Source organism: Intrasporangium sp., assembly GCF_035280925.1.
In the GTDB taxonomy this organism is placed as follows: Bacteria; Actinomycetota; Actinomycetes; order Actinomycetales; family Dermatophilaceae; genus Intrasporangium.
Genome location: NZ_DATEEY010000016.1, coordinates 1 through 26,410, shown reverse-complemented (window position 1 = coordinate 26,410; position 26,410 = coordinate 1). Strand labels below are relative to the sequence as shown.

22 protein-coding genes are annotated in these 26,410 nt (G+C 69.9%); 8 read left to right on the top strand and 14 right to left on the bottom strand.

What is annotated here, in order from left to right:
- Positions 1-67 precede the first annotated feature (67 nt).
- Entirely contained in the window at positions 68-1,090 is a 1,023-nt protein-coding gene (locus VJN29_RS01835) for a BMP family protein (protein ID WP_324141759.1), read from the bottom strand.
- A gap of 218 nt (positions 1,091-1,308) precedes the next feature.
- Positions 1,309-3,363 (bottom strand): MMPL family transporter, encoded by a 2,055-nt coding sequence (locus VJN29_RS01830; protein WP_324141758.1) that lies wholly within the window; start codon positions 3,361-3,363, stop codon positions 1,309-1,311.
- A 58-nt stretch (positions 3,364-3,421) separates the two neighbouring features.
- On the opposite strand from VJN29_RS01830, the gene VJN29_RS01825 reads away from it, so the two are divergent.
- Positions 3,422-3,889, top strand: coding sequence for a MarR family winged helix-turn-helix transcriptional regulator (locus tag VJN29_RS01825; RefSeq protein WP_324141757.1), 468 nt, complete (start codon positions 3,422-3,424; stop codon positions 3,887-3,889).
- On the opposite strand, the gene VJN29_RS01820 is transcribed toward VJN29_RS01825, so the two are convergent.
- From VJN29_RS01820 to VJN29_RS01810, 3 genes are read right to left on the bottom strand one after another with little or no spacing between them, the layout of a single operon-like run.
- Complete coding sequence (locus tag VJN29_RS01820; protein ID WP_324141756.1) at positions 3,886-4,728, bottom strand: NmrA family NAD(P)-binding protein; 843 nt, start codon at positions 4,726-4,728, stop codon at positions 3,886-3,888. The genes VJN29_RS01825 and VJN29_RS01820 overlap by 4 nt on opposite strands.
- Complete coding sequence (locus VJN29_RS01815; RefSeq protein WP_324141755.1) at positions 4,725-6,743, bottom strand: hydantoinase B/oxoprolinase family protein; 2,019 nt, start codon at positions 6,741-6,743, stop codon at positions 4,725-4,727. Before VJN29_RS01815 ends, VJN29_RS01820 begins: the two co-directional genes overlap by 4 nt.
- A 2-nt stretch (positions 6,744-6,745) precedes the next feature.
- Positions 6,746-8,911, bottom strand: a complete 2,166-nt coding sequence (locus tag VJN29_RS01810) for a hydantoinase/oxoprolinase family protein (RefSeq protein ID WP_324141754.1) — start codon at positions 8,909-8,911, stop codon at positions 6,746-6,748.
- A 176-nt stretch (positions 8,912-9,087) separates the two neighbouring features.
- Here VJN29_RS01810 and VJN29_RS01805 point away from each other — a divergent pair, with 176 nt between their 5' ends.
- The 3 genes from VJN29_RS01805 to VJN29_RS01795 are packed head-to-tail and all read left to right on the top strand — an operon-like array spanning position 9,088 to position 11,030.
- On the top strand, positions 9,088-10,041 hold the full coding sequence (locus VJN29_RS01805) for a hypothetical protein (RefSeq protein ID WP_324141753.1): 954 nt from the start codon (positions 9,088-9,090) through the stop codon (positions 10,039-10,041).
- Positions 10,042-10,053: 12 nt separating this feature from the next.
- On the top strand, positions 10,054-10,620 hold the full coding sequence (locus tag VJN29_RS01800; RefSeq protein ID WP_324141752.1) for an RDD family protein: 567 nt from the start codon (positions 10,054-10,056) through the stop codon (positions 10,618-10,620).
- The gene (locus tag VJN29_RS01795) at positions 10,617-11,030 is read left to right on the top strand and encodes a DUF1801 domain-containing protein (protein WP_324141751.1); all 414 of its coding nucleotides are present in this window, start codon (positions 10,617-10,619) and stop codon (positions 11,028-11,030) included. The genes VJN29_RS01800 and VJN29_RS01795 overlap by 4 nt, the downstream gene beginning before the upstream one ends.
- Before the next feature lie 115 nt (positions 11,031-11,145).
- On the opposite strand, the gene VJN29_RS01790 is transcribed toward VJN29_RS01795, so the two are convergent.
- Positions 11,146-11,964, bottom strand: a complete 819-nt coding sequence (locus tag VJN29_RS01790) for an SDR family oxidoreductase (protein ID WP_324141750.1) — start codon at positions 11,962-11,964, stop codon at positions 11,146-11,148.
- A 109-nt stretch (positions 11,965-12,073) separates the two neighbouring features.
- Here VJN29_RS01790 and VJN29_RS01785 point away from each other — a divergent pair, with 109 nt between their 5' ends.
- Both VJN29_RS01785 and VJN29_RS01780 read left to right on the top strand, forming a co-directional pair.
- Complete coding sequence (locus tag VJN29_RS01785; RefSeq protein ID WP_324141749.1) at positions 12,074-12,805, top strand: response regulator transcription factor; 732 nt, start codon at positions 12,074-12,076, stop codon at positions 12,803-12,805.
- Positions 12,802-13,905: a sensor histidine kinase gene (locus VJN29_RS01780; RefSeq protein ID WP_324141748.1), complete on the top strand. Its 1,104-nt coding sequence runs from the start codon at positions 12,802-12,804 to the stop codon at positions 13,903-13,905. Before VJN29_RS01785 ends, VJN29_RS01780 begins: the two co-directional genes overlap by 4 nt.
- Before the next feature lie 126 nt (positions 13,906-14,031).
- Here VJN29_RS01780 and VJN29_RS01775 read toward each other — a convergent pair whose 3' ends face one another.
- Complete coding sequence (locus VJN29_RS01775) at positions 14,032-14,826, bottom strand: DUF2202 domain-containing protein (protein ID WP_324141747.1); 795 nt, start codon at positions 14,824-14,826, stop codon at positions 14,032-14,034.
- 270 nt (positions 14,827-15,096) lie between these two features.
- Here VJN29_RS01775 and VJN29_RS01770 point away from each other — a divergent pair, with 270 nt between their 5' ends.
- Positions 15,097-16,476 (top strand): MBL fold metallo-hydrolase, encoded by a 1,380-nt coding sequence (locus VJN29_RS01770; RefSeq protein WP_324141746.1) that lies wholly within the window; start codon positions 15,097-15,099, stop codon positions 16,474-16,476.
- A gap of 243 nt (positions 16,477-16,719) precedes the next feature.
- Here VJN29_RS01770 and VJN29_RS01765 read toward each other — a convergent pair whose 3' ends face one another.
- From VJN29_RS01765 to VJN29_RS01735, 7 genes are all read right to left on the bottom strand, one after another.
- Complete coding sequence (locus tag VJN29_RS01765) at positions 16,720-17,643, bottom strand: carbon-nitrogen hydrolase family protein (protein WP_324141745.1); 924 nt, start codon at positions 17,641-17,643, stop codon at positions 16,720-16,722.
- Between the two features lie 3 nt (positions 17,644-17,646).
- Positions 17,647-18,348 carry a carbon monoxide dehydrogenase subunit G gene (locus VJN29_RS01760; protein ID WP_324141744.1) on the bottom strand — a complete coding sequence of 234 codons (702 nt, stop codon included), beginning with the start codon at positions 18,346-18,348 and terminating at the stop codon, positions 17,647-17,649.
- Positions 18,345-20,846 (bottom strand): aerobic carbon-monoxide dehydrogenase large subunit, encoded by a 2,502-nt coding sequence (gene cutA, locus VJN29_RS01755; protein WP_324141743.1) that lies wholly within the window; start codon positions 20,844-20,846, stop codon positions 18,345-18,347. Before cutA ends, VJN29_RS01760 begins: the two co-directional genes overlap by 4 nt.
- Positions 20,843-21,424: a (2Fe-2S)-binding protein gene (locus VJN29_RS01750; protein WP_324141742.1), complete on the bottom strand. Its 582-nt coding sequence runs from the start codon at positions 21,422-21,424 to the stop codon at positions 20,843-20,845. The genes cutA and VJN29_RS01750 overlap by 4 nt, the downstream gene beginning before the upstream one ends.
- The gene (locus VJN29_RS01745) at positions 21,417-22,352 is read right to left on the bottom strand and encodes a xanthine dehydrogenase family protein subunit M (protein WP_324141741.1); all 936 of its coding nucleotides are present in this window, start codon (positions 22,350-22,352) and stop codon (positions 21,417-21,419) included. Before VJN29_RS01745 ends, VJN29_RS01750 begins: the two co-directional genes overlap by 8 nt.
- Positions 22,353-22,544: 192 nt before the next feature.
- A complete protein-coding gene (locus tag VJN29_RS01740; protein ID WP_324141740.1) occupies positions 22,545-24,026 on the bottom strand; it encodes a uracil-xanthine permease family protein in 1,482 nt (493 codons plus the stop codon).
- Between the two features lie 406 nt (positions 24,027-24,432).
- Positions 24,433-25,755: a PucR family transcriptional regulator gene (locus VJN29_RS01735; protein WP_324141739.1), complete on the bottom strand. Its 1,323-nt coding sequence runs from the start codon at positions 25,753-25,755 to the stop codon at positions 24,433-24,435.
- Positions 25,756-25,879: 124 nt separating this feature from the next.
- Here VJN29_RS01735 and VJN29_RS01730 point away from each other — a divergent pair.
- Positions 25,880-26,410, top strand: a 531-nt coding sequence (locus tag VJN29_RS01730) for a hypothetical protein (protein ID WP_324141738.1), incomplete at its 3' end; no start/stop codon positions are given.

Here is a 26,410-nt window from a genome sequence, read left to right as displayed (position 1 = left end):
AGGAGGGCATCCGTGACCCGTGGCGTCTCTTGCGTCGTTTCCGAGTCGGACTGGTTCGCAGACTCGCTCACTTGATCGGGTTCAGGTTCTTCTCGACGGTGATCGTCCCAGCCTTGATGTCCGCCACCGCCTGGTTGACCTTGTCGGCGACGCCCGGCTGAACATTCTTCGGCTCCTGGATCGACACGCCGGCGTCGAAACCGAGGGGGTAGTAGCCGTTCGTCTCACCGGCCTCGATCTTGGTCAGCATGTCGTCGAGCGGCTTGGTGAAGTCGTAGATCGTCGATGTCGCGTAGTGCTCCGGGTCGAACTGCGACTTGTCCGTGTACTTCGCTGTGACGACGACGTTGACGTCCTTGCCCTTGACGGCCTGGAAGGCGCCGACCATCCCGAGGTTGAGAGAACCGATGATGACGTCGTTCCCCTGCCCGATGAGCTGCGACGTGATCTGCTGGGCCTTGGTGGGGTCGTTGAAGTCGCCGGTCCAGACCGGGGTCACCGTCGCGTTGGAGCCGCTGTCCTTGAGCGCCTGGTTGATGGCGTGGACCTCGGAGTAGGAGAAGGGTAGCGAGAGGCCGCCGACGTAGCCGATCTTGCCCGAGGTCGTCTGCGCGGCAGCGAGGATCCCGATCGGGTAGAAGGCGGTGTGGAAGTTCCGATCGAGGATCCAGAGGTTCGGGACGCTCTCCTTCGGCTTGTCATCGAACTCGCCGATGAACGTGACGTCGGGATACTGCTTGGCGAGCTTGTTCGTCGCCTCGAAGTACTGGCTGCCGTGACTCCAGATGACGGTGTAGCCGTCCGCGAGGTACTCCTTCATGACGCGCTCGGCGTCAGGCACGGGCACGCTCTCGGAGTGCGCCGTCTCGGCGCCGTGCTTCTTCTCGGCCTCCTGGAGGGCGAGCAGGCCAAGGGCGTTGTAGTCCGCATCAGTCGTCGACCCGGAGAAGATCGCGGCGACGCGCAGCGCCTCGCCGCCAGAGCCGTCGGTCCCGCCCGCGGAGCCGGGCTCATCAGCGCCGCACGCGCTCGCGAGAAGGGCGACGGCGACCATGGGGATGGCGACGCGGGAGAAGGAGGGACGTGCCATGGGGACCTCCAAGGATGAGCCGCCGCTGGGGAGTCGGCGATGCTGTTCGGCCCTGTGCCGTTTGGGAGACACTGCCAGCCCGCTTCCTAGCCTCACGTCGGCAACATCTGATAGTCAAGGCGGCTCGCCGCTGTGGACATGCGCCAGAAGTCACGAGAGGGTTCGAGCGGGTTCGAGGAGTGCCGGGTCCTGCTTAGCTTCCCAAGGGATCGTTCGGCTCAAACCAGCTGCGGCGAGGCCTCCGGCTGAGGCGCGCTCTGGGAGACCCGGCGCGGCCACCAGAAGCGGTCGCCCAGAACCAGCGCAATGGCGGGCACGAGCAGCGTCCGGACCACGAGGGTGTCCAGGAGCACGCCGACGCAGATGATGACGCCGACCTGTGCCAGCACGACGAGTGGCAGCACGCCGAGGACGGCGAAGACGGCCGCGAGCAGGATCCCGGCGCTGGTGATCACGCCACCAGTGGCAGCGAGAGCACGCAGCATGCCTTGCCGGACGCCGTGCTCGCGGGCCTCCTGCCGCGCGCGGCTGACGAGGAAGATGTTGTAGTCGACACCGAGGGCCACGAGGAACACGAAGGCATAGAGCGGCGCCGTGTCGTCGAGCCGCTCGAAGCCGAAGACCCGGGTGAACAGCACCCACGAGATCCCGAGGCTGGCGACATACGTGGCGACGACGGTGGCGACGAGGATGATGGGTGCGACGACCGAGCGCAGCAGCAGCATCAGGGCCACCAGCACGACGATCAGGATGATGGGCAGGATGAGGCGCAGGTCTTCCGCGGCCGCGGACGCGGTGTCGAGCGCGACGGCCTCGGTGCCGCCGACGTGGGTGCCGTCGAAGCCCGCCACGGCGTTTCGCAGGTTGGTCACGCCACGCTGGGACTCAGCGGACGACGGAGCGCCGGCGAGGACGGCGTCGATCTGCGCCACGCCGCCACCCTCGTTGCCGATGCGTGCGGAGGACACGCCGTCGGCGCTCTCCACTGCCGCGAGGACGGCCTGGGAATCGTCGGTCGTGACGACGATCGCAGGGTCGGCGCTGCTGGCCGGGAAGGACTCGGCCAGCCGCTCCGAGGCGGAGATCGCCTCTGGCTTCTCGAGGAACTGGTCGGAGACCGACAGCCCGGTCCGCAGACCCAACGCGCCGGCCGATGCGATGAGCAGGCCGATGAGGGTCACGGCGATGACCGTGCCCGGGCGGGCAGCCACGACGTCCCCGATTCGCTTCCACAGGGACCTGCGGTCTGCCAGTGCCGGCTCGCCCACGTGCGGGATCTTCGGCCAGAAGACCCACCGCCCGAAGACGACGAGAGCAGCGGGCAGGACGAGCAGTGCGAAGACTGCTGCCACGACGATCCCGACTGCCGACGCGACACCGAGGCCCCGTGTCGAGGGGAAGGCCGACAGGAGCAGCGTGAGGACACCGAGCACGACGGTGGACGCGCTGCTGACGACGGCCTCGGCCGTTCGGGACATTGCCGCAGCCATGGCGGGACGCCGGTCGGCATGCCGGCGCAGCTCGTCGCGATAGCGGGAGATGAGCAGGAGCGCGTAGTCCGTGCCCGCGCCGAAGACGAGGACCGAGAGGATGCCCACCGTCGACTCGTCCCAAGGGATGTCGAAGTAGTCCAGGGTGTGGGTCGCCACGACGGTGGCGACGCGATCCGCGACGCCGATGACGGTCAGCGGGATGAGCCAGAGAACGGGGCTGCGGTAGGTGATGACGAGCAGGAAGGCCACGATCGAGGCCGTCGCGATGAGCAACCGGAGGTTGGCGCCGTCGAACACCGCAGCGAGGTCTGCCTGGACGGCCGCCGGACCCGTCACCTGGGCAGTCAGCCCCGCTGGCAGGTCAGCCCGCGCGACGTCGCGGATCTCGGTCACCGCGGCCGAGGCAGCCGTGGCGTCTGCGGCGTCGACGGGAAGGACGACCAGGGCGGCCGTGCCGTCCTCGCTCGGAACCGGCGGCATCCCCGTCGCGCCCGGCAGCTCCGCCGCCCGCTCGGCAATGGCGGCGCGGTCGCTCTCGGTCAGCGCCTCGGCGTCACGGCTGAAGAGGACGACTGCGGCGGAGTCGTCCGAGCGGGGCAGCCGTTCACGAAGCTCCGCCGCCGCGGCGCTGTCCGACCCGGCCGCCAAGGTGTCGGTGGGCGAGGGGCTGCTCTCGGCCTCGCCCACGAGCCCGATGACGGCTCCGGAGAGGAGCAGGGCGATGGTGGCGAAAAGGCCGGCCCACCACCGCGCGGTGAGACGATCGGCAAGGTGAGACACGGGTTCCTCCGCTAAGGTTGGGCAAGTCGTTAAGGATCTTACTAAGTTGGTTAGCGAAATGGAAAGCACACCTTCGCGAGCGATGCAGGACGCAGTACCCGCGTGGCGCCCAGCTCGCACCTTGGAGGCCCTCCAGGAGCTGATCGACGTCGCCGAGGCGCTGCCTGAGGTGGTGGCTCGGCGGGCCGGCATGTCGATCACCGAGCTGCATGCGCTCAGGCACCTGTCCGCCGAGCCGATGGGGCCGGTCGAGCTCGCCCGCCGGCTCCGTATCACGTCCGCCGCCTCGTCCGGAGTCGTCGACCGCCTCGTCTCCCATGGCCACGCGGAGCGGCGCGCGCACCCGGAGGACGGTCGGCGGACGGTCGTCGTCGTCACCGACTCCGGGCGTGCCGAGGTCATCGGCTGGCTGCGGCCGATGTTCCAGTCGCTGGCCGCCCTGGACCAGTCGCTGACCGACACCGACCGAGCAGTCGTCGAGCGCTACCTGACCGGAGCGATCAAGGCCATGAGACAGCTGCTCTAGGTGTACCCGGCTCGTGCAACGGTGGCGCTCCACGGGGTGGCTGGACGGCCGAGCAGTCGCTCGAGCGTCGATGCATCACCCGTCAGCCCGTCGCGGTCATAGGCCCGGAACATCGCCAGCAGGTCCTCGCGTGCCTGCTCGGACATGGCCGAGCCGGACCCGGCCGTCCACTCCTCCAAGGAGATCCGCCGTGCGTCGACCGGACGACCGAGCACGTCCCCCGCGATGCTGGCCTGCTCACGCACGCTGAGCGACTCCGGCCCGCAGAGCTCATGGGTGGCGCCCTCGTGGCCCGGCCCGGTGAGGACCAGCGCGGCAACCTCGGCGACATCGTCCAGGTCGACGTTGGTGAACGGCGCGTCGATCGAGTACGGCACCGCCATCCGCCCCGCGAGCGCCGCGTCCAAGAGATTCTGGCCGTATGCCGCTGGGCGCAGTACCGTCGCCGCGCTGAGTCGGGCATGGATGACCTTCTCGGCCTCCGCCTTGCGCACGTGGTGCGGCATCGACGCATCCTCCGGGTGGAGGACGGAGTGGTACACGAACCGGGAGACGCCTGCGGCCCGAGCGGACTCGACGACGCGGGCCGCGATCCCGGCTTCGTCCGGATGGACGTTCGGCGCCAAGTGGTAGACCGCCTCCACACCGCGCATCGCCTCTTCCAGACCCAGCCCCGTCGTGAGCTCCACGGTGACCGGGGAAGCGAGCTCAGCGGCATACGGCATCCCCCGCGACCCGGGACGGACCGCAGCGCGCACGCGAGCTCCGCGAGTCACGAGGGCGCGAGTCACGGCGCGACCGGTCTTGCCGGCCGAGCCGATGACGAGAACCTCCGTCACACCCAGTCGACCTCGGCGGCCTCCGCGCCCGCTGCGAGGACGGCATAGCCAGGTCCGCGGTCGAAGAACGGCTGCGGCTGGGCCTCGCGCTCGGCTCGCAGCGACGCACGCAACGCGTCCGAGGCGGCCACGTCCACCACCGGCTCGTCCTTCGTGCCCGAGGCGACGACGCCGTAGTCAGAGCGCGCGCCCTCGAAGGAGACCTTCCCCCAGCGCAGGTCGCGCTCGACCTCGCCGTACGGCCGCTCGAGGGGGTCGCCCCAGCCACCCCCGCCCGTCGTACGGATCCGGATCACCTGCCCAGCCTTGACGACCTCGGCGTTGGCCAGCGCGTCGACGACCCGTTCGTCCGCCCCGCCGACGTCGATGGTCACCTCGAAGGGCCGGCCGGCGCGACCCCCCTTGACGCCCCAGCAGGCGAGGATCGAGCGGTCCGCGATCGACATGAAGTGGGCGTCTCGCAGCATCCGCAGGTGCTTCTCGTAGCCCAGGCCACCGCGGTAGCGCCCCGCCCCACCCGAGTCGACCGCCAGCCCGAGCCGCTCCACGATGAAGGGGAACCGGCTCTCGGTGAACTCGGTCGGCAGGTTCCGGGAGTCAGGCACGACGTGGATCGTGTCCTCGCCGTCGGCGTAGTAGCGCCCACCCGAACCGCCGCCGAGCACCTCGCGCATGAGGTAGTCGTTGCCGTCGCGGTCCTTGCCGTAGACGCCGGTGTAGCGGATCGTCTCCTGGTCCGCCGGCATCCGCCCGTCCACGGCCTTGGCGACCACCCCCGCGAGCACCCCCAGCAGCCGCAGGATGACGAAGGTGCGCGCGTTGGTCGGCGCAGGATAGATCGGTGTCAGCAGCGTGCCCTTCGGCGGGAACTTCATCTCGATCAGCGGAACGATGCCCTCGTTGACGTCGAGCTCGGCCATCCGCTCCGGGGTGTCGGCCAGGTTGCGAAGGATCGGGGCGAGCCACTTCTTGAGGAAGTTGCCGCCAACGTAGTCGCCGCAGTGGTTGATCGGGCCCTTGGCCTGCGGGCTGGTCCCGGTGAAGTCGATGAGGATCTTCCCGCCGTCCTCCGACGTCTTGGTCAGGGTGATCCGTTGCGTGTGCAGCTGCGGCTCGTCGACGCCGTCGTGCTCGGCGTAGTCCTCCCACACGTACGTCCCGTCGGGGATCTTGGACAGGATCTCGCGGCGGTACGTCTCGGTCGTCTTGTCGAGGATCGCGTCGAAGGCCGCCTCGACCGTCTCTCGTCCGTACCGCTCGAAGAGCTCCGACAGGCGCCGCGCCCCCATGAGGCACGCCGAGCACTCCGCGTCGAGGTCCGCGGCGAGCGAGTCCGGCATGCGCGAGTTGCGCGTCATGATTCGGAGCGCAGCCTTGTTGGGAACCCCCTTGTCCCACAGCTGGATCGGCGGTACCGAGAGGCCCTCCTCGAACACCGACTGGGCGTTGCTCGGCATCGACCCAGGTACCGCGCCCCCGATGTCGTCGTGGTGGCCGAACGCCTGGACGAACGCCACGACCTCGCCTTGGTGGAAGACCGGCACGGTGACGCAGAGGTCGGGCAGGTGACCGATGCCGCCCTCCGACTCGTACACGTCGTTGTGGAAGAACACGTCTCCCTCGGCCATCTGGTCGATGGGGAAGTCGCGCACGATCGGGTGCACGAGGGCGCTGTAGGACCGGCCGGTGAGCTTGCGCAGCTGCCGGTCGTGGATGCCGGCGCGGAAGTCGTGCGCGTCGCGGATCATGGGGGACCGCGAGGTCCGCGAGATGGCCGTCTCGACCTCCATCTCGACGCTCGCCAAGGTGCCCTCGACGATCTCGATGACGATCGGGTCGACCGTGGTGCCCTCCGGGGTCAGGCGGTTGCCGTGCTCGTACGACGTGGGAAGACCAGCTGGGTTCTCCTGTGGCTCAGTCGGATCAGGCCGTATGCCGCTGCGCTGGCTCCCGCTCGAGGCGGCGCCGTCCACCGGGGCGAGCTTGACGTGGGCGGTCTGGCAGGACAGGCACATGGTCAGACCTCCGTGCTGTTCGTGAGCCTGGTGATGACGAGGTTTCCGAGGTCGTCGACGCGCAGGGCGAAGCCCGGGTGGATGGGGATGGTAGAGCCGAACTCCTCGATGATGGCCGGGCCCTGGATCGTGTCGCCGGAGCGGAGGCCCGGTCGCCACAACACACCCGTGTCGACGTACCCGTCGGCGGCGTCGAAGCAGACCGGGCGTCGACTCTTGAGTGCCCGGTCCGCCAGGGCAGCGGCCTCGGCTGATGCCGAAGAGAGCTCCTGCAGCTCGGGCCGTGTGATCGGGCCGATCCCTGTGACGCGGAGGTTGACCCACTCGACCTGCTGCGTGGGGTCATCGCGGAAGTCGTAGCCGTAGAGGGCTCGGTGCGCGTCGTGGAAGCGGGCGGCCACGTCTGCGGCATACGCCTCGTCGATGGTTCCTGAGGCGGCCGGCACCCGGACCTCGTAGGCCTGGCCGAAGTACCGCAGGTCGACGGTGCGTGTGTAGCGGTGGACGTCGCGTGTGAAGCCCTCGGCGTCGAGTGCGTGCGCGGCGCGGTGGGTCAGCTCGTCGAAGGTCTTCTGGACGGCGGCGTGGTCGAGGGTTGCATGGCGCGCGACGGCGGTCTGGACGTAGTCGTTCTTCACGTCGACGGTGAGCAGGCCGAAGGCCGAGACGTTGCCCGGGTTCTGCGGGACGACGACGCCGGCGAGGCCGAGGATGTCGACGAGGCGGCAGGCGAGGAGCGACCCCGAGCCACCGAAGGTCGTGAGCATGAAGTCGCGCACGTCGAGCCCCCGCTTGACGCTCACCTGGCGCAGGGCGTTGGCCTGGTTCCAGGCGGAGATCTCGAGGATGCCCGTAGCGCAGCGCTCGAAGTCGAGGCCGAGGCGGCCGGCAAGGGCCTCGATGCCCGCGCGGGCGGCGTCGACGTCGAGGGAGATCTCCCCACCGAGCAGGTGCGGCGGGATCCGGCCGAGGACGACGTGGGCGTCGGTGATGGTCGGCTCGGTGCCGCCCTTGGCGTAGCAGAGGGGACCGGGGTCGGCGCCGGCTGACTGCGGGCCTACCTTGAGCGAGCCCTCGGGTGAGATCCAGGCGATGGAGCCGCCCCCGGCTCCGACGGTCACGACGTCGATCATCGGGATCTTGCTGGGGTAGGCGCCGACGGTTCCCTCCGTCGTCAGCGTCGGCTCGCCGTCGAGGACGACGGAGACGTCGGTCGAGGTGCCGCCGCCGTCGCACGTGAGGACCTTGGGGAAGCCGGCCTTTTTCGCGATGAGGCCCGCGCCGAGGGCTCCTGCGGCCGGACCGGACAGGACTGTCGTGATCGGCTGGTGGACGACCTCATCGGCCGACAGCACGCCGCCATTCGACTTCATCACGTAGAACGGCAACCCACGGGGGCTCACGGCCGTGGCCGGCCTGCGCCCCCGTGAACCCTCGACGGACCCGCTCGGCTGAGTGAGGAACTGGTCGAGACGCTCGTGGATGTTGGCGACGTAGCGGGAGACGTTGGGCTTCACGGCGGCATCGACGAGCGTCGTCATCGAGCGCTCGTACTCGCGGTACTCCCGGAGCACCTCCGAGCTGATCGACACCACGGCCTCCGGGTGCTCGCGGCGGAGGATGTCGCGCATGGCCAGCTCGTGGCTGTCGTCCGCGTAGGAGTGCAGGAAGCAGACCCCGATCGTCGTGATCCCGCGGTCGCGGAACCACCCGGCCACCTCGACGGCCCCGGTCTCGTCGAAGGGTCGGATCTCGTTGCCCTCGAAGTCGAGCCGGCCCCCGACTGTCCTGACGAAGTCCGCCGGCACGATTCGGGGCGGCTTCACCCAGAAGTACGAGTTGCCGTAGCCGTCCGGGACGGCCTGTCGGGCAATCTCGAGGATGAACTCGTAGCCCTCGGTGGTGATGAATCCGAGCCGCTCGACCTTGCCCTCGAGCAGCTTGTTGGTCGCGACCGTCGTGCCGTGGGAGACGGCGGTGACGTCCTCGCCCGTCGCGTCCATGAGGTCCAGGACCTTCCGGACGCCGGTGATGAAGCCGTCGGCCGGGTTGCTCGGCGTGGATGGCGTCTTCGTCGTGACCAGCTCACCGGAGTCCTCATCGAGGGCCACGACGTCGGTGAACGTGCCCCCGGTGTCGATGCCGATCCTGATCCGTCGCGAAGTCATGGGAAGGATTCAACAGTCGGCGGTGTACCGATGCGTTGGCACAAACTGCCAACGGAGGGTGGTAAAGGCGCCAGACATCGCCAGTGGATCGACTCCCCCGCCGAGAATGAAGCGGCACGGGGTGATCGTGGCGGATGATCGACGTGTCAGCAACGCCACATGACAGGAGGGGCGTCGTGTCCAGTACACCTTCCGACAGCCCCACGTTGGACGACCAGGCCGCCCTGCTGACCCCGGAGCGGAGGTCGACCTCGGACCCGGTCAAGCTGATGGACGCTGCACTGGGTCTGGCGGTCGTGGCCCTGGCGGCATCACGTCAGGCCGCCGGCCGAGCGGGCTTCGTGCTGCGTCCCATCAGCGCGGTCGCCCACACGCCGCTCAGGCTGGGGCGCCGCGTGGTCGGGGACCGTCGCGTCGGCGAGCTGCTGGCGCGAGGGAGGTCGGAGCGTCAGCACGCGGCGACAGCCCTGTCGCGGCTGGCCGACCGCCTGACGCCCCGGGTGGTCGAGGCCGTCCTGGCCCGCGTGGACGCAACCGACTTGGTGCTCAGGCACGTGGACCTCGACACGCTCGTCCAGCACGTCGAGCTCGATGCGATCGTGGCCCAGGTGGACCTGCAGGCGGTGCTGGACCGGGTGGACGTGGACGCGATCGTGGCGGACGTGGATCTGCAGGCGGTGATCGACCGGGTGGACGTCGACGCGATCATGGCGCGGGCGGACCTGCAGGCGGTGCTGGACCGGGTGGACGTCGACGCGATCGTGGCGCGGGCGGACCTCGAGGCAGTGCTCGACCGGGTGGATGTCGACCAGGTGATGTCCCGCGCCGACCTGGATGCGGTGATCGCCAGGATCGACCTCATCCGCCTGGCTGAGTACGTCGTCGAGGGCATCGACCTGCCCGGCATCATCCGCAGCTCGACCGGCTCGATGGCGTCGGAGGGTCTGCTGGAGGTGCGGCGCCAGGGCATTCGAGCGGACGAACGAGTCGCCCACGCGGTCGACCGGCTGCTGCGCCGATCCGACCGAACGCCCGCTGCCGCCCTCGAGGCCGACACCGCGACGGCGACGCCGGCCGCTTCGGATGGTCAGTCGCCGACCCCTGTGGTCGGCCATGGATACGTGCACTGAGAGGGCGGGCTGATGGAGCCACCCACTGACCCCGGTAGTGGCACGCTTGCGCGCATCGTCGTCCCGGTGGGCGCCCGGTCGATGCAAGGTCACCGCGCGGGCATCGTCACCCGCCTCCTCGCGGGCGCGGTCGACACAGTCGTCGCCGTCATCGGCGTCGGCCTCGGTTACGTCGGGGTGCTGGCGGTCAGGTACGTCATCAGCCCTCGCGACTTCCGGCTCGTCGAGCCAGGGTTCGGTTTGCTCCTGCTCTGCTTCCTGTGGTTGCTCACCGTCTACCTCACGCTTGCATGGGCCACCACGGGGCGCAGCTACGGTGCACGGTTGCTGGGGCTCCGCGTGGTGGACCAGCGCGGAGGACGACTCCGTCCCGGCATTGCCCTGCTGCGGGCGCTGCTCTGCGTCTTCGTCCCCATCGTGGTGTTCTGGGTGGTGGTCAGCCGTGAGAACCGCTCCGCCGCCGACGTTCTGCTGCGTACGTCGGTCATCTACGACTGGGCTCCCACGACGCACACCTCCCAGGGCAACCCCGGGAACGAGCCAGCGAGCGGCCATCCGGGTGGCACAGTGGCTCCATGAACGCAGACGTGACCGCCCACCTCGCGTCCGTCCAGTCGCCTGTGCGACGGCGCGACGCGGACACGCTGATCGACCTGATGCAGCGAGTGACCGGCCAGGAGCCGCGGATGTGGTCCTCCATCGTCGGCTTCGGGGAGTACCACTACCGGTACGCCAGCGGACGAGAAGGAGACGCTCCGGCGGCCGGATTCGCGCCGCGCAAGGCCGCGACCACGGTCTATGTCCTGGATGGCGTCGACGGCTACCGAGACCTGCTCGACCGACTGGGGCCGCACACGACCGGCGTTGGATGCATCTACATCAAGGACCTGGACAAGGTCGACCTCGACGCGCTCGAGTCCATCGTCCGGGGCTCCTACGAGCGGCTCACCGCCGGAGTCTGGCCCAGCCGGGCCGCCGAGTCGGGCTGACAGCCCGCACGAGTGGAAACAGACCCGGGCCAGGACGCGGGCTTCCTTCCACACCGATGCCGTATGCCGCTCAGCTCGCTTCCAGGGACACGGCACCTCGGGTGGAGCCGACCTCTCAGGGACGGCGCCAGCCAGAGCCCGCGTCGTCGTGCCCGTGGGCGGCCATGAGCATGAGCCCGCCGTCGACCGCATAGGAGGAGCCCGTGACATACGCGGACCGGGGCGATGCGAGGAACCCGATGACGGACGCGACCTCGTTGACGTGGCCGGGCCGGCCGAGCGGGTTCCCCGGCCGCGACACGCGGTAGGCGTCCTCTTCGTCCTGGCCGGTCATCTCGGTCGCGATCTCTCCGGGCGCGACGGAGTTGACCGTGATCCCGTGCTCGGCGAGCTCGAGGGCGAGCACCTGGGTCAGCATCCCGAGACCCGCCTTGGCTGCGCAGTAGGCGGACGACCCCACGCGGGGGATGTGCTCGTGCACGCTCGTGACGTTGATGATGCGACCACCGTGGTCGTGGGCCACCATCCAGCGGGCCGCTCGCTGGGCGCAGAGGAACGGTCCCGTGAGGTCGGTCGCCAGGACGTGCTGCCACCGGTCGAGCGTCAGGTCCAGCGCCATCTCGGACTGCCCGGTGCCGGCGACGTTGACCAGCACGCCCAGCCCCCCGAGCTGGGTCGCGAGCTCGTCGACTGTCGAGGCCGCGTCGGGGGAGGCTGCGTCGAAGCGTGCTTGGACGCAGCGCTGGCCGCGTTGCTCGATCTCTCGGGCGGTCTCCTCGGCACCCTCGAGGTCCTCGTGGGCCGTCAGGCCGATGTCGAAGCCCTCCGTCGCGAGGAGCAGGGCAGTCGCGCGTCCGATGCCGGAGTCCGCGCCGGTGACCATGGCCAGGCGGGGAAAGGGGTTCGGGACGTTCGTCGTGCCGTCGGTCGTCATGGGCTCGAACTACCCAGCGCGGCAGCCCCCAATCCGCCGCTCCGCATGTACGTTCGGTCCGTTCTCCGGCTCCTAGGCTGGGTCCCATCGGCACGAGCAAGGAGGACGCGTGGCTCGTCACGTTCTCGTCGTTGACGACGAGGCCCAGATCCGGACCGTGCTCCGGGCCTATCTCGAGGCGGACGGGTTCGTCGTCTCCGAGGCCGGCGGCGGCGCAGAGGCGTTGCGCCAGATGACCGCGCCCGACGCGCAGCGCGCTGATCTCGTCCTCCTCGACGTCGGGCTCCCCGACCTGGACGGACTCGAGGTGCTGCGCCGGGTCCGGACCCGGTCCGACGTCTTCGTCATCCTCGTGACCGCTCGTTCGGAGGAGGTTGACAAGCTCGTCGGACTGGGGGTCGGCGCCGACGACTACATCACCAAGCCGTTCAGCCCGCGCGAGGTCGTCGCGCGCGTCAAGACAGTCCTGCGCCGGACAGGTACGAGGGGCTCGGCCGATGCCGACCCGGCGCCGCCCGCCAACGTCCTTCACTTCGACGGCCTGACCATCGACGAGGGCCGCCGTGAGGTCAGGATCGGTCCCGACTCCGTCACCCTCTCGACCCTGGAGTTCGACCTGCTGGTCTCGCTCGCGCACGCCCCCGGGCGGGTGTTCTCGCGGGCACAGCTCCTCGAGAAGGTGTGGGGCTACGACTTCTACGGCGACGAGAGGGTGGTCGACGTGCACATCCGGAGCATGCGCAAGGCACTTGCCGACGATGCGACCTCACCGCACGTCATAGGGACGGTGCGGGGCGTTGGCTACAAGTTCCTCCTCGAGCCGACGGGGGCGCCGGCATGAATCGCCTCGTCACCCGCCTCGTTGCGTCGCACGTGCTCGTCGCGCTCATCGGGGCAGCGGCGACGTTCTTCATCGTCCGACAGATCGCGCCCCCGCTCTTCGACGAGAACATGCGGATGAGCGGGATGGGCGCTGTGATGCACGGCCGGGGCCAGCAAGGGGGTACGTTCCGGGCGCAGTTCGCCGACGCGGTCACCCAGGCCCTTCTCATCGGAGCACTCATCGGCGCCGTCGCCGCCGCGATCTTCGGAGTGTTCGCGGCGCGACGCGTCATCCGCCCGCTCGGCGCCGTCCGGGCGGCGACCCGCCAGCTGGCCCTCGGACGCTACGACGTGCCCGTGCCCGTGCCCCACGAGTCCGAGCTCGCCGAGCTCGCCACCGACGTCAACACGCTGGGGCGTGGCCTGGCGGACACCGAAGCACGTCGCGTCCGGCTCCTCGGTGAGGTCGGGCACGAGATGCGCACGCCGCTGACGGTCATCGACGGCTACGTCGAGGCGATGATCGACGGCATCCTGCCTGCCACGCCCGAGCAGCTCGACCACGTGAGCGAGGAGGTCCGCCGGCTGCGGAGGCTGTCGGAGGACCTGTCCACCCTGTCCCGAGCCGAGGAGGGGCGCATCGGCCTGTCAAGGCAGGACGTCGACCTGACTCCGGTGGTCCGGGCCGCCGCCGAGCGGCTGCGCCCCCAGGCCGAGGACTCGGGGCTGGGTCTCACCGTCGACGTCAGCACCACCGAGCTCAGGGCGCTCGCGGACCCAGACCGGATCGCCCAGGTCGTCACCAACCTCGTGGGCAACGCGATCCGGGCCACTCCGTCCGGGGGCGAGCTGCGTGTCTCCTGCCGGCGTGACGGCGATGACGCGCTGCTCGAGGTCAGCGACACGGGCGAGGGCCTCGATGCCGCCGAGCTCGAGCGGGTCTTCGAGCGCTTCTACCGCGTGCCGGGCCGCCGCGTGGGCGAGCACGACACCGGGTCGGGCATTGGTCTGACCATCGCTCGGGGCATCGTGCGTGAGCACGGGGGCGAGCTGACGGCCGCGTCATCGGGCCGTGGCCGGGGTGCCACCTTCACGGCGCGCCTGCCCGTGAAGCAGTAGGCGCTGCCCCGAGAGCAAGGCTCTCGGGGGCGCATCGGCCACTTCGGATCAGGCCTCCGACCCACGGCCCGTGCTCGCCCCTCCTGGTCAGCCGCTCGTCGTGCCGACCGGGTGGCCGGGGTTCTGTCAGGCGTCGTCGTCCACGAGCGGACAGTCGGCCGAGCCGATGCCGGCGCCCGGGCCCATGCCGGCGCCCGGGCCCATGCCGGCGCCCGGACCCATGCCGGGTCCCATGCCGGCCCCCGGAACCCTCTCGTCACCGTCTGCGGGGCCCATCCGACCGCCCATCATGCCGCCGCCGCGGCCTTGGCCCATCATGCCGCCACCGACCCCGTCCGCAGGCAGGTCGCCCGCGGCCGCGGCCTCGAAGGCGGCCAGGTGGTGCTCCGAGGCAGCCTTCAGCCGCGTGAAGAGCGTCTTGGCGTCCGCGTCCTTCGTCGTCCCGATGAGCTTCTCCAGGTCGGCGATGTCGCGCTTCTCCAAGGCGATCCCGACGTCGTATGCGGCGTCGAGGGACGTCTTGCCCTCCGCCAGCCAGCCGTCGTAGAGCTTCTGCAGCTCCGGGTACGCGTACGTGCCGGCAGCCATGCCGGTCGACGGGTCGCTCACCCGGTAGCGGGTGAGGAGCGCACCGACGGCGTCGAAGTGCCGCTGCTCGCTGCGCTTGATGTGGCTGAACGGGACCGCTTGGTCATACTGCGCCGCCAGGGCAGTGTAGAGATCGCGGGCCATCCGCTCCTCCTCACGGGTCAACTGCAGGTCCTTCGCCACCGTCCCGTCGACTGCCGTGGCAGTCGCGACGCTCGGCGCGGCGGCTTCGGACGCGTTGGTGACGGCCCGTGCGACGCCTTGCACTCCAGCCGCGGTCACGAGGACCGCACCGGCTGCTGCCATGGCCCTGGTCTTCCATGTCCTCGACATGATGTCCTCCTCGAATCGTGCCTTCGGACCCGCTTCCCGGGCTCCTGATTCGAGTCAACGTCCGCTCGGTGAAGGGTCGACTGGCCCCTGCGTGAAGCCTTCGTGAAGGTGTCAGGCCGCTCCGTCATGAACAACCGAGCGCGGCACTGCACGCAGCGCGCCCCGCCCGCCCAACGGCATACGGCATGCATGCTGTTCCCTCGGAATGATACCCCTGGGGGTATGCGTTAGGATCCGTGACAGCGACTCAGCATCGTCCAAGGAGCATTCATGCGGTTCACCCAGTACTACCTCGACTGTCTCTCCCAGGCGTCGTACCTCATCGCGGACGAGGTCACCGGCCAAGCGGTCGTGGTCGATCCCCGGCGTGACGTCGCTGAGTACCTCGACGACGCGAGAGCCTACGGCCTGAGCATCGTCGGGATCATCAACACGCACTTCCACGCCGACTTCGTCTCCGGCCACCTCGAGCTGGCCCGCGAGACCGGTGCCTGGATCGGCTACGGCGAGGCCGCCTCGCCGGAGTTCGAGGTCCGCTCACTGGGGGACGGCGAGCGGATCAGCCTCGGAGACGTGACCCTCGAGATCATGGCCACGCCCGGGCACACGCCCGAGTCCATCAGCGTCCTCGTCCGCGAGCACGACGATGACGACGTGCCGTACGGCGTCCTCACGGGTGACGCGCTCTTCATCGGCGACGTCGGCCGGCCCGACCTGCTCGCCTCCGTCGGCGTCACCGGGGACCAGCTCGGCCGGATGCTCTACGACTCGGTGCAGCACAAGCTCATGGGCCTGCCTGACGAGGTCCGGGTCTTCCCGGCGCACGGTGCCGGCTCCGCCTGCGGCAAGAACCTGTCCACCGAGAAGCAGTCGACCATCGGCGAACAGCGGCGCTTCAACTACGCCTGCCAGCCGACGAGCGAGTCAGCCTTCGTCGACCTGGTCACCGAGGGGCAGCCCGCCGCGCCCGCGTACTTCATCTACAACGCGACGCTGAACAAGGCGGAGCGGGGCGTCCGCGACACCGATGCCACCGTCCCCGCCCTCACGGACGAGCAGGTCGACGAGGCCCTGGCCGGTGGCGCGATCCTCGTCGACGCGCGCGACCAGCAGGAGTTCGCGGCCGGGCACCTCGGGGGCTCGATCAGCATCCCGACCGACGGTCGCCTCGCGGAGACCGTGGGGACCGTCCTCGAGCCCACCCAGGCCTTCGTCCTGCTCGCCCCTGCGGAGCAGGTGCAGGAGGTCGCCGTCCGGTTCGCCCGGATCGGCTTCGACCAGGTCCTCGGCCACGTCACGGACGTCGAGGCCTACCTGCTCGCCCGCGAGGACCGGGTGGAGCGCGCGAGCCGGCTCACGGTCGCCCAGGTCGAGGAGGTGTGTGATCGGGACTCGGTTCAGGTCGTCGACATCCGCAACGTCGGTGAGCTCGCACAGGGCAGCATCCCGGGCTCGACCCACCTGCCGCTCGCGGAGCTGAGGACCCGGATCGGCGAGCTCGACCCGGCCCGCCCCGTAGTGCTCTACTGCGCCGGCGGCTGGCGGAGCAACGTCGGTGCGAGCGTGCTGCGCGCCCAAGGCTTCTCGGACGTGTCGGACCTGATCGGCGGCTACAACGCCTGGGCCCTGACGCACTCGCTGGCCTCTTGAGGTGTCGTTGTGCCGCAGGTTCGGCTCGGCCCGCGGCACAACGCAGCTCCGTCATCGGTGCTCGTAGCGGTCAATGCCTCGTCGGCGGCGTCCTGCGGAGCAAGGATGCCGAGACCTCTGGTCGCGGCTGGGCGGCACCGTCGGACGCCCGTCGCCCGGTCACTCCAGAACCAAGGCAGGGACGTCACCGTGGAAGTTCGCCCACGTCCCAAGGCGGGCAAGCTTCCACAGAGGACCAGCTGCTCAGCCGTCGTTGCCGTGCCGAGGGCGCTCGTGCCAGAACGAGCTGCTCGCGGCCCGCTCGAGCTCGTCCCGGTGCCCGCGGATGAGGTCGAGGTTGCGGTCACGCAGGTGGTCGAAGCCCTGTCCGACGTTCGAGCCCGGCGTCAGTGAGGCGAGCGCCTCCTTGGGGTCGAGGCGGGCCGAGACCCAGCCCTCGTGGCTCGCCGCCTTGGCGACGACGTGCCCGATCGGCGTCACGATGTGCGAGTTGCCGAAGAAGATCGTGCCCGCCGGATCGATACCGGTGGCGTTGGCCCCGATGACGTAGACGTGGTTGTCGTAGGCCCGGGCCCGCGACGTGAGGTCCCAGATGTCGGCCGAGCGCAGCAGCGCCGAGGGCCGGCAGATGACCTCCGCCCCCTGGACGGCCTGGATCCGCGACAGCTCGGGGTAGTCGCCGTCGAAGCAGATGATCATCCCGATCTTGCCGAGGTCCGTGTCGCAGACGGTGACCGTGTCACCGGGGGTGACCCAGCCGCCGCCGTCGACCGCCTCGGAGCAGAACGGGTGCGTCTTGCGGTAGACGCCGAGCACCTCGCCGGTGGGCGAGACGAGGACGGACGCGTTGTAGACGACCCCGCGCTCCGGCCCCCGCTCGTAGGTGCCGACGCACACGTGGGCGCCCGTCTCTCGGGCCACCGCCTGGATCGGCTCGACGATGCCGCCGGGGATCTCCGTGACGAGGTCCCACAGCTCCTCCTTCGAGCAACCTGGCGTGAAGCCGGTCGTCGCCGACTCCGGAAGCACGACGAGCTCGGCGCCCGTGGCGTCGACGCACCGGCGGGTGAAGTCGACGCAGCGGTCGAGGTTGTCCGTGATGGACTCCTTGGTGAGCGCACCCGGGACCGGGGCGACCTGGACAGCTGCAGCGGTGAAGGCACGCATTTCTCATCCTCTTCCGATGGCCCAGCCGATGACGACGCCGAGGAAGGCGATGCCGGCACCGGTGAACGTTCCCATGACGAAGTCCTTGACCCGGGTGGAGTCGCCGCTCGCGGCTGCCCTGCCCGCGTAGACCGTTCCCGCACCAGCGGGCCGTATGCCGCTGGGCTCGCTGACCGCGGACGTGCCGGCTTCCGCGGTGGCCGGCTCTGCCACGCCGACTCCCAGCGCGACCGGGGCGGGTGCCTGGGCGCGCAGCTCGGGTGGGACACCGGCGATCTCGGCGTCGAGGGCGGCGAAGAACTGGCCGGCCATCTTCTTCGTGACCCCGGACAGCATGCGCTGCCCGACGCCGCCGATCGGGCCGCCGACCGTGGCGTCGGCGTCGTAGCTGACGAGCGTCCCGCCGTCTTCACTGGGCGCGACCCGGACGTCGACGTCAGCGGCCACCGTGCCCGGCGTGCCCGACCCGGAGGCCTTCATGGTGAACGACTCGGGGTGCTGCGGGTTGAGCAGGCGCACCTCGCCGTCGTACGAGCCCTTGATGGCGGCGACCCCGGCGGTGACGGTCATCGCGTAGTGGTTGGGCGCGATCTCGACGAGTCGGTCGCAGCCGGGCAGCGAGCGGGCGAGAACCGCGGGGTCGTGGATGGCGTCCCAGACCTTGAGCGGGTCGGCGGAGAGGGCGGCGGTGCCGGAGATCTTCATGCGGACGGCTCCTGGGTCGAAGGGTCTGACGCCGGGTCGGTTGCCGGGTCGGCTGCCGGGTCGGTTGCCGGGTCGGATGACGTCGAGTGTGCAGTTCGGGCCCGCCGGAGCGAGGGCAGGTCCCCGGCCTGGTGGCGGCGCCGGAGCTCCCACAGGTCGTTCGGGGAGATCGGCATCCGGCTGATCGGGAACCCCTCGGCGTCCTCGATCGCCGAGGCGATGACGGCCGACACCGGGATGCACCCCGCCTCGCCGGCGCCCTTGATGCCCAAGGGGTTGAGCGGCGACGGGGTCTCCAGGTGGTCGGTCTCGACGTGCGGGACCTCGGAGGCGTAGGGCATGAGGAAGTCCATGAACGACGCGTTGAGCAGCTGCCCGGACTCGTCGTAGGCCATCCGCTCGTAGAGCGCGCCGCCGACCCCCTGGGCGACGCCGCCATGGACCTGCCCCTCGACGATCATCGGGTTGATCATCGGGCCGCAGTCGTGGATCACGCAGTAGCGCAGGATCCTGATGTCGGCCGTGACCGGGTCCGTCTCGACGACGGCGGCGTGCATCCCGTTGGCGAAGGTCGCCTGGGTCGGGGAGTAGAAGTCCTTGCCCTCGAGGCCGGGCTCGTCGTCGTCGGCGACCGGCGGCTTGTCCGGGTCGAAGGTGCCCGCGAACTGGGTGGCCGCCTTGGCCGCCTCGTCGAAGGCGTAGCGAAGCGGGTTCGACAGGACGGACACCGTCCCGAGCGACATCGAGGTGTGCGGTGCACCCTTGACGCTGATCGTCCCGTCGACGATGTCGAGGTCGTCCACCGACACCTCGAGCGCGTCGGCCGCGATGCGCAGGGCCTTCGCCCGGACGTTGCGTGCGGCGAGCGCGATGGCGTTGCCCGACATGACGGCAGCTCGGGACGCGAACGTCCCCACGGCGTAGGGCATCCGGCGCGTGTCACCCGTCGTGACATGGACGTCCTCGATGCGGACGCCGAGCTCCTGGGCGACGATCTGGGCGAAGGCCGTCTCGTGACCCTGGCCCTGGGACGTCAGACCGGTCGAGACGTTGACCCGCCCCGAGGTCTCGATCTGGATGTGGCCGCCCTCGTAGGGGCCGACGCCGGTCCCCTCGACATAGCAGCCCATCCCGAGACCAACCTTGCGCCCCTCGGCCTCGGCCTGCGCGCGGTACTCGCCGAAGTCGTCCCAGCCGACCAGCTTCTTGAGCTTGTCCAGCGTCGCCGGGAAGTCCCCCGAGTCGTACTTGAGCGGGCGGCCGTCCTGGAAGAGCAGTCCGTGGTCGTAGGGCATCTCGGACGGCAGGATGAAGTTGCGGGACCGGACCTCGGCGCGGTCGAGCCCGAGGTGGTCGGCGATCGCGTCCATGGTCCGCTCCATCGCGAAAACGCCCTGGGGCCGCCCGGCGCCGCGGTACGGCGTGACGATGACGGTGTTGGTGTAGAGCGACCAGAACTCGACCCGGTAGGTGCCGGGCTTGTAGGGGCCGAGCAGCTGGGTCGAGGTGATGATCGGGACGATGATCCCGTAGGGCGTGTAGGCGCCGTTGTCGTGCCAGAACTTCACGTCGAGGCCGAGCAGGCGGCCCTCGTCGTCGAACCCGACCATGACCCGCTGGTGCTGGCCACGCTCGTGCGCGGACGACACGAAGTGCTCACGCCGGTCCTCCGTCCACTTGACCGGCTGCCCGAGCAGGCGCGCCGACCAGGCTACGAGGACCTCCTCGGGCCAGGGGTGCATGATCTTGACGCCGAAGCCGCCGCCGACGTCCGGCGCGATGCACTCGACCTTGGCGAGCGGCAGCTCGAGACGGGCGGCGACGGCTGCCCGGACCCCGGTGGAGGTCTGCGTGGACGAGTACATGCGCAGCTCGCCCCGCTCGTCGTCCCAACGCGCGTAGACCCCCTTGCCCTCCATCGGCGTCGAGGCGCTCCGTTCGATGTCGAGGTCGAGCGTCAGCGTGTGCGGCGCGGCGGCCAGGGCCGCCTCGACATCGCCGACCTCCTGCAGCATGTGGGCCGAGACGTTGCCGGGGACGTCCTCGTGGACGAGGTGCTCCCCGTCCCGGGCGGCTTCGACACCGACGACGACAGGCAGCTGCTCGTAGGTCACGCGGATCCGCTGGCAGGCGTCCTCGGCGACGTAGCGGTTCGTCGCGACGACCATGGCGATGGCTTCGCCAACGTGGTTGACCTCATCCTTGGCCAGGGCGTGGGTCGTCCGGCCGTGCGTCAGCGTCGGATGAGGGATGAGGAGCGGGAGCGCCTCTGCCATCGGACCGGTGAGGTCCTCGTGGAGGTAGATGCCAGCGACGCCCTCGACGTCGATCGCGTCGGCCACGTCGATGTCCACGATCCGCGCATGCGCATGGGGGCTGCGGACAAAGGCCGCCTCGAGGGCGTCGTGGCCGAGATCGTCGAGGTAGCGGCCACCGCCCGTGACGAGCCGTGGGTCCTCGCGGCGCTTGATGGGCGCCCCGAACATCTGCGTGGTCATGCTGAGTCTCCCTCGGCCACAACCAAACTGGACGTATGCTGCTGAGCCGGCTCCGCAGCAGACGACATTGTGTTCTCCTCCCGGAGCTCGGCCGCACGCAGGACGCTCTTGACGATGTTCTGGTAGCCGGTGCACCGGCAGAGGTTGCCGGAGATGGCCTCGCGCGCCTCCTCGGCCGTCGGTGACGGGTTCTCGTCGAGGAACGCGGTGACGGTCGTGAGGAAACCGGGCGTGCAGAAGCCGCACTGGAGCCCGTGACACTCGGTGAAGGCCCGCTGGACCGGGTTCATGTGCTCGAGCGTGCCGAGCCCTTCGACGGTGGTGATCGCGTGGTCCTGGGCGGTGACCGCGAACATGAGGCAGGAGCGCATCGGTTCGCCGTCGACGAGGACGGTGCAGGCGCCGCAGGCCCCGTGCTCGCAGCCGACGTGCGTACCGGTCAGCTTGAGGTCGTGGCGCAGGAAGTCGGACAGGAGGCGCCGCGCCGGAACGGACGCGGTGCGCGCGACCCCGTTGACGACGACCGATACGTCGTGGAGTGCCTCGTGGAGACCTTCGGTCGTGGCGTGCTCAGTCATCGCGCTCGCCCCTTCCTTCCGTCGAGTGTGCAGTTCGCGCCGGCTGCCCCTGCGTCGAGTGTGCAGTTCGAGTCGCCTGAGTCAGTGCCCGGCGGGTCAGCTCGCCGGCGAGCATGCGGCGGTACTCGGCGCTCGCGTGGAGATCCGACTCTGGCTCGACGTGCGCCCGGACCGCTTCGGCGACGGCATCGAGTGCGAGGGCCCATTCGCCCGAGCCCGGCTCGACTCCCGTGAGGTGCGGGTCGAGGTCGAGGACCGAGGGGACGTCCGTCAGCGACACGAACGAGGCGCGAGCGCCGGAGACCGTGCCATCGGTCACGGTCACGGCGACTCCGACCCCGGCGAGCGCGTAGTCGCCGGACCGTCGTGCCGACTCGAGGAAGGCGGTGCCGGTGCCCTCGACGAAGCGTCCGAACCGCACCGCGACGGCGAGCTCCTGCGGCCCGCAGGACGACTCGAGCGCGCCGAGGAAGAAGTCCTCCCACGACGTCTCCCGCCGGCCGGCCTGCCCGACCATCTCGACGACCCCGTTGGTCAGCGCGAGGATGGCGGGCATCTCTCCGGCCGTGTCGGCGTGCACGATCGAGCCGACCGTCGTGCCGCGGTTGCGGATGGCCGGGTGCGCCACGTTGACCAGGGCCTGGCGCAGGACCGGCTGGGCGGCGTGGGCCTCGTCCGACCGCTCGAGCGCCCGGTGGCGGACCAGCGCACCGACCCGCACCCAGCCGTCCTCGACGGTGATGTCCGAGAGCCCGTCGACCCGGTTGATGTCGACGAGGTGGCCGGGCGAGGCGAGGCGCATGTTGAGGATCGGGATGAGGCTCTGGCCGCCGGCGAGGATCTTGCCGTCGTGGCCGACCTCGCCGAGGACGGCAATGGCCTCCTCCACCGAGCGAGGTGCGTGGTGCACGAAGGGGGCGGGCTTCACCGAACTGATCCTGCCTTCCGGAGGCGTGTGGGACTAGAGGGTCTTGTGCATCGCTGGGCGTGCCCCTTTGGCACAACTTGCCAGCGCCTTTGCGGGACCCTCACAGCCTGCCAAACTCGAGTGGCCCGATAGGCACACGGGCCCTCGATTGCTCGAGGGCCCGTGTGGGAGCTGGCGTGTCGAAGCGGGTCGTCAGAGCTTCGGCTCCCGCGGGCCGTCGTTCTGGTAGAGGTCATCGATCCGGTCGGCGTCGCCGTAGGTGCCCTCCTCCTCGCCGAGCGAGATCATCGTGCCGTGCGCAGTCTCCGCTCGGGCTCGGAGCTCAGCAGGGGCGATGGCCTTGGCGAGGTGCCAGCCGGCGATGGTGACGATGGTGCCGAGCGCGATGCCGCCGAGGGTGAAGTCGTCGGTGATCTGCAGCTCGACGTTGCCGATGCCGATGATGATGCCCGCGGCGATCGGCACGAGGTTGATCGGGTTGCCGAAGTCGACGCCGTTCTCCTTCCAGATCTTGGCGCCGAGCAGGCCGATCATGCCGTAGAGGACGACGGTGATGCCGCCGAGGACGCCGCCGGGCACGGCCGCGACGAGTGCGCCGAACTTCGGCGAGAGGCCGAAGAGGATCGCCACGATCGCAGCGACGTAGTAGGCGGCCGTCGAGTAGACCCTCGTCGCCGCCATGACGCCGATGTTCTCGGCGTAGGTCGTCGTCGGCGAGCCTCCGACCGAGGAGGCCAGGGCCGTGCCGACACCGTCCGCGGCGATGGCGCGTCCCATGTACGGGTCGAGGTCGTGGCCGGTCATCTCGGCCACCGCCTTGACGTGGCCGGTGTTCTCCGCGATGAGCGCGATGACGGCGGGCAGCACGAGCAGGATCGCGGCGACGGAGAAGCTCGGCGTGTGCCAGCCCACGACCTCCTTGCCGTCCGCGGCGACCATGGTCTCGGGCGGGAAGCCGATCCAGGACGCTGCTCCGACCGCGTCGAAGTTGGTGCGGAAGTGCTCCGTCGCCTGGGTGGCGCCGGGCAGCGGGCTGGTGAGCATCCCGACGGTCTTGTCGAGGACCCACGAGAGCACGAAGCCGAAGACGAGGGCCAGGAAGACGGCGATGCGCGATACGAAGCCCCGGAACGCAACCGCGCAGACGATCGTGAAGAGCATCACGAGGATGGCCACCCACTGGTCCTGCGGCCAGTAGATGCCGGCCACGACGGGGGCGAGGTTGAAGCCGATGAGCATGACGACCGCACCGGTGACGACGGGCGGCAGCACGCGGTGCAGCACCGACGAACCCATGAAGTGGATGAGCAGGCCGACGCCGGCGAGGACGATGCCGGCGACGAGGATCGCGCCGGTCACCTCGGACGAGTCCCCGCCCTGCGCCCGGATGGCCGCAACACCACCGACGAAGCTCGCGGACGTGCCGAGGTAGCTCGGCACCTTCCCGTTGACGATGAGCAGGAAGATGATCGTCGCGATACCGCTCATCATGATCGCGAGCTGCGGGTTGAGGCCCATGACGATCGGGAAGACGAACGTCGCACCGAACATCGCGACGACGTGCTGCGCACCGAGCCCGACCGTCTTGCCCCACGAGAGACGTTCGTCGGGGGCGACGACGTCGTCGGGGCCCATCGTCTTGCCGTCCCCGTGCAGTTTCCAGCCCAAAGCCATCGAAGACTCCTCAGCGAATTGCGGCCGGTCACCTCTTGTGACTCGGCTCACTCCCACGGCGGGATTGGGCGCAAACTACTCCGATTCGCGGGGGTGGAGTTCGGCATTTGGTGATAACGAGTTGGTCCCGTTACCTGTCAAACCTGACGTACCGTCGGCCGGCCACCTCGGAACGTTTCGTATGCCGCTGAGCCGGCTCGGCGGCATACGTCTCGTCGGTCTTGTGCCGGCTCCCGGTCGAGTGTGCAGGCCGCGCCGCCCACGTCGGGCCGGCCCCTGGTCGAGTGTGCAGTCCGCGCCGCCCCACGTCGGCCCGACTCCTGGTCGAGTGTGCACTTCGTGACATGCGTATCCGCACGAACTGCACACTCGACGGGGGGCGGGCGGGCGGAGTGCACTCGACGGGTCAGAGACCGCGCATCTGGTGGACCTTGAGCGCCAGGGCCAGCGTGAGCCGCAGCTCGGGGTCGGACGTGAAGGGCCCCAGCATCTTCTCGAGCTTGCCGATCCGGTAGCGAAGCGTGTTGTAGTGGAAGAAGAGGAGACGCGCCGTCTCGGCGACGTTCATGTTGGTGTCGATGAGGATGCTGAGCGTCTGGCGCAGGTCGGCGTACTCCGGCTGGTCGTCCGTGGCCAGCTCGCCCAGCGACTCCCGGACGAAGCGGCGCAGGTCCGCCCCGTCGGGGATCAGGGCCAGCAACCGGTAGATCCCGAGCCCGTCGACATGGGCGAGGGCGCCGTCGCCCTGCATCTGGCGACCGACCGATACGGCTGACAGCGCCTCGTCGTAGGCCTGCGGGAGCTGTTCCGGTGAGGTGATCGTCCGTGAGACGCCGGCGGAGAAGCTGCGCCGCCCACCGCCGCCGTCGCCGCGGACGACTCGGACGAGGTCGCCGACGGTGCGCATGACCCGTTCCGTGTCGGCGGACGCGGGCACGGCGATGAGCGCCACGACCTCTCGGCTGAAGCCGACGACCGGCGAGCTCGGGTCGCGGACCCCGACGGCGTGCGTCCACGCCCGGGCGAAACGCTGCTGGAGGAAGCGGATCTCGTCCCGGTCGCGCTCGGTCCGGTCGTCGTCCTCATCCGTCTCAGCCACGACGACGACCATGGGCCGGTCGATGTCCCAGCCGAGGGAGGCCGCGTGGGAGACGGCGTCGATGGGCGTGCCGGCCCGGCCCGAGAGGGCATCGCGCAGGAACTCGGCGCGGTACTTGCTCTCGACCGCGGCGACCGCCTGGTCCTTGGTGATGGCGAGGGCGGCGACGGTCGCGGCGCGCTCGAGCAGGCGGACGTCATCCTCGGTGAGGTTCCGGTGACTCGTGAAGGCGAGGATGACGCCGTGGTCGAGCTGTCCGGCGATGATCCGCACCGCCGCACGGTCCGCGTCCGCGCCGTCGTCGCGCGGGCCCATCGGCTCGGACTCGACGACGAACCGCCCGGACCGGTCGAAGCAGGGCAGGGCCTCGGCCCGGGCGAGCTCGTCCGGCGCGCCCGCACGGACCACGACCCGGCCATCCGTCGTCGTCACCATCGCCGCTGCACGTGACGTCGGGTCGAGGAACGACACGACGCGCTCGCACAGCTCGCCCAGGGTGCCGCCGGTCAGGACGATCTGGACGAGGGCCCGGTCGGCATCCTCGAGGCGGCGCAGTGCAGCCGTCTGTCGGTCGAGCTGCTCCCTGACCAGGGCCAGCTCGGCAGCGGACTCCACTGGCGAGTCCGGCAAGTCTGGCGAGTCTGGCAAGTCACTGTCGATCAAGCCGGCATCGTTGGCAACATTCACCATGAGCGCACCCTAACCTGCCTAGGTAGCGTCGGTCATCGATCTGGCTGGAACGGAAGGAGAGCGCGTGCTGACCGCTGCCGCACGAACGCAGTGGCCCGCGGCCGTGTCGTCGCTCGTCCACGAGGCCGTCACCGGTCCCAGACGTCAGGCACGGGTGCTCGGTACCTTCCCGACCTGCGTCTACCTCGACCTCGGCGAGCACGACGCGGTACTGGCACTGCTGGCGCGGGACGCCCTGGTGCAGCCGATCGGACTGCGCCTGGCGGCGTCATCGACGGAGCTCCGTTGGGGGGTCGTGCCGGGCGAAACGGTCGCGGTCGGAGATGGTCGGGTGCACCTGCCCGGCGCTGACATCGTCGCCGCACGAGTGCATCACCCGGCCCGCGTCACCTCGCCCCCAAACCCCGATGGAGTGAACAGCTTTCGGGGTCATCTCGACGCAGAAGTTGTCCACTCGATCGGGTGGGGAGGGCTCGCGCGCGCCCTCGACGCCGGCGACGGTGCGCTCGCTGAGCTGGCGCGGGACCTGGCCGCCGCCGCCCTCGCCGGCCGACCCGTCAGGCCCCACCTGCGCAGCCTCATCGGCGCCGGGCCG

Coding starts and splice junctions, on each gene's coding strand:
- VJN29_RS01795 (WP_324141751.1), top strand. CDS start 10,617: ATGAACGCAGACGTGACCGCCCACCTCGCGTCCGTCCAGTCGCCTGTG.
- VJN29_RS01825 (WP_324141757.1), top strand. CDS start 3,422: ATGGAAAGCACACCTTCGCGAGCGATGCAGGACGCAGTACCCGCGTGG.
- VJN29_RS01750 (WP_324141742.1), bottom strand. CDS start 21,424: ATGACTGAGCACGCCACGACCGAAGGTCTCCACGAGGCACTCCACGAC.
- VJN29_RS01815 (WP_324141755.1), bottom strand. CDS start 6,743: ATGTGCCTGTCCTGCCAGACCGCCCACGTCAAGCTCGCCCCGGTGGAC.
- VJN29_RS01770 (WP_324141746.1), top strand. CDS start 15,097: ATGCGGTTCACCCAGTACTACCTCGACTGTCTCTCCCAGGCGTCGTAC.
- VJN29_RS01790 (WP_324141750.1), bottom strand. CDS start 11,964: ATGACGACCGACGGCACGACGAACGTCCCGAACCCCTTTCCCCGCCTG.
- VJN29_RS01810 (WP_324141754.1), bottom strand. CDS start 8,911: ATGACTTCGCGACGGATCAGGATCGGCATCGACACCGGGGGCACGTTC.
- VJN29_RS01835 (WP_324141759.1), bottom strand. CDS start 1,090: ATGGCACGTCCCTCCTTCTCCCGCGTCGCCATCCCCATGGTCGCCGTC.
- VJN29_RS01800 (WP_324141752.1), top strand. CDS start 10,054: ATGGAGCCACCCACTGACCCCGGTAGTGGCACGCTTGCGCGCATCGTC.
- cutA (WP_324141743.1), bottom strand. CDS start 20,846: ATGACCACGCAGATGTTCGGGGCGCCCATCAAGCGCCGCGAGGACCCA.
- VJN29_RS01765 (WP_324141745.1), bottom strand. CDS start 17,643: ATGCGTGCCTTCACCGCTGCAGCTGTCCAGGTCGCCCCGGTCCCGGGT.
- VJN29_RS01760 (WP_324141744.1), bottom strand. CDS start 18,348: ATGAAGATCTCCGGCACCGCCGCCCTCTCCGCCGACCCGCTCAAGGTC.
- VJN29_RS01775 (WP_324141747.1), bottom strand. CDS start 14,826: ATGTCGAGGACATGGAAGACCAGGGCCATGGCAGCAGCCGGTGCGGTC.
- VJN29_RS01780 (WP_324141748.1), top strand. CDS start 12,802: ATGAATCGCCTCGTCACCCGCCTCGTTGCGTCGCACGTGCTCGTCGCG.
- VJN29_RS01740 (WP_324141740.1), bottom strand. CDS start 24,026: ATGGCTTTGGGCTGGAAACTGCACGGGGACGGCAAGACGATGGGCCCC.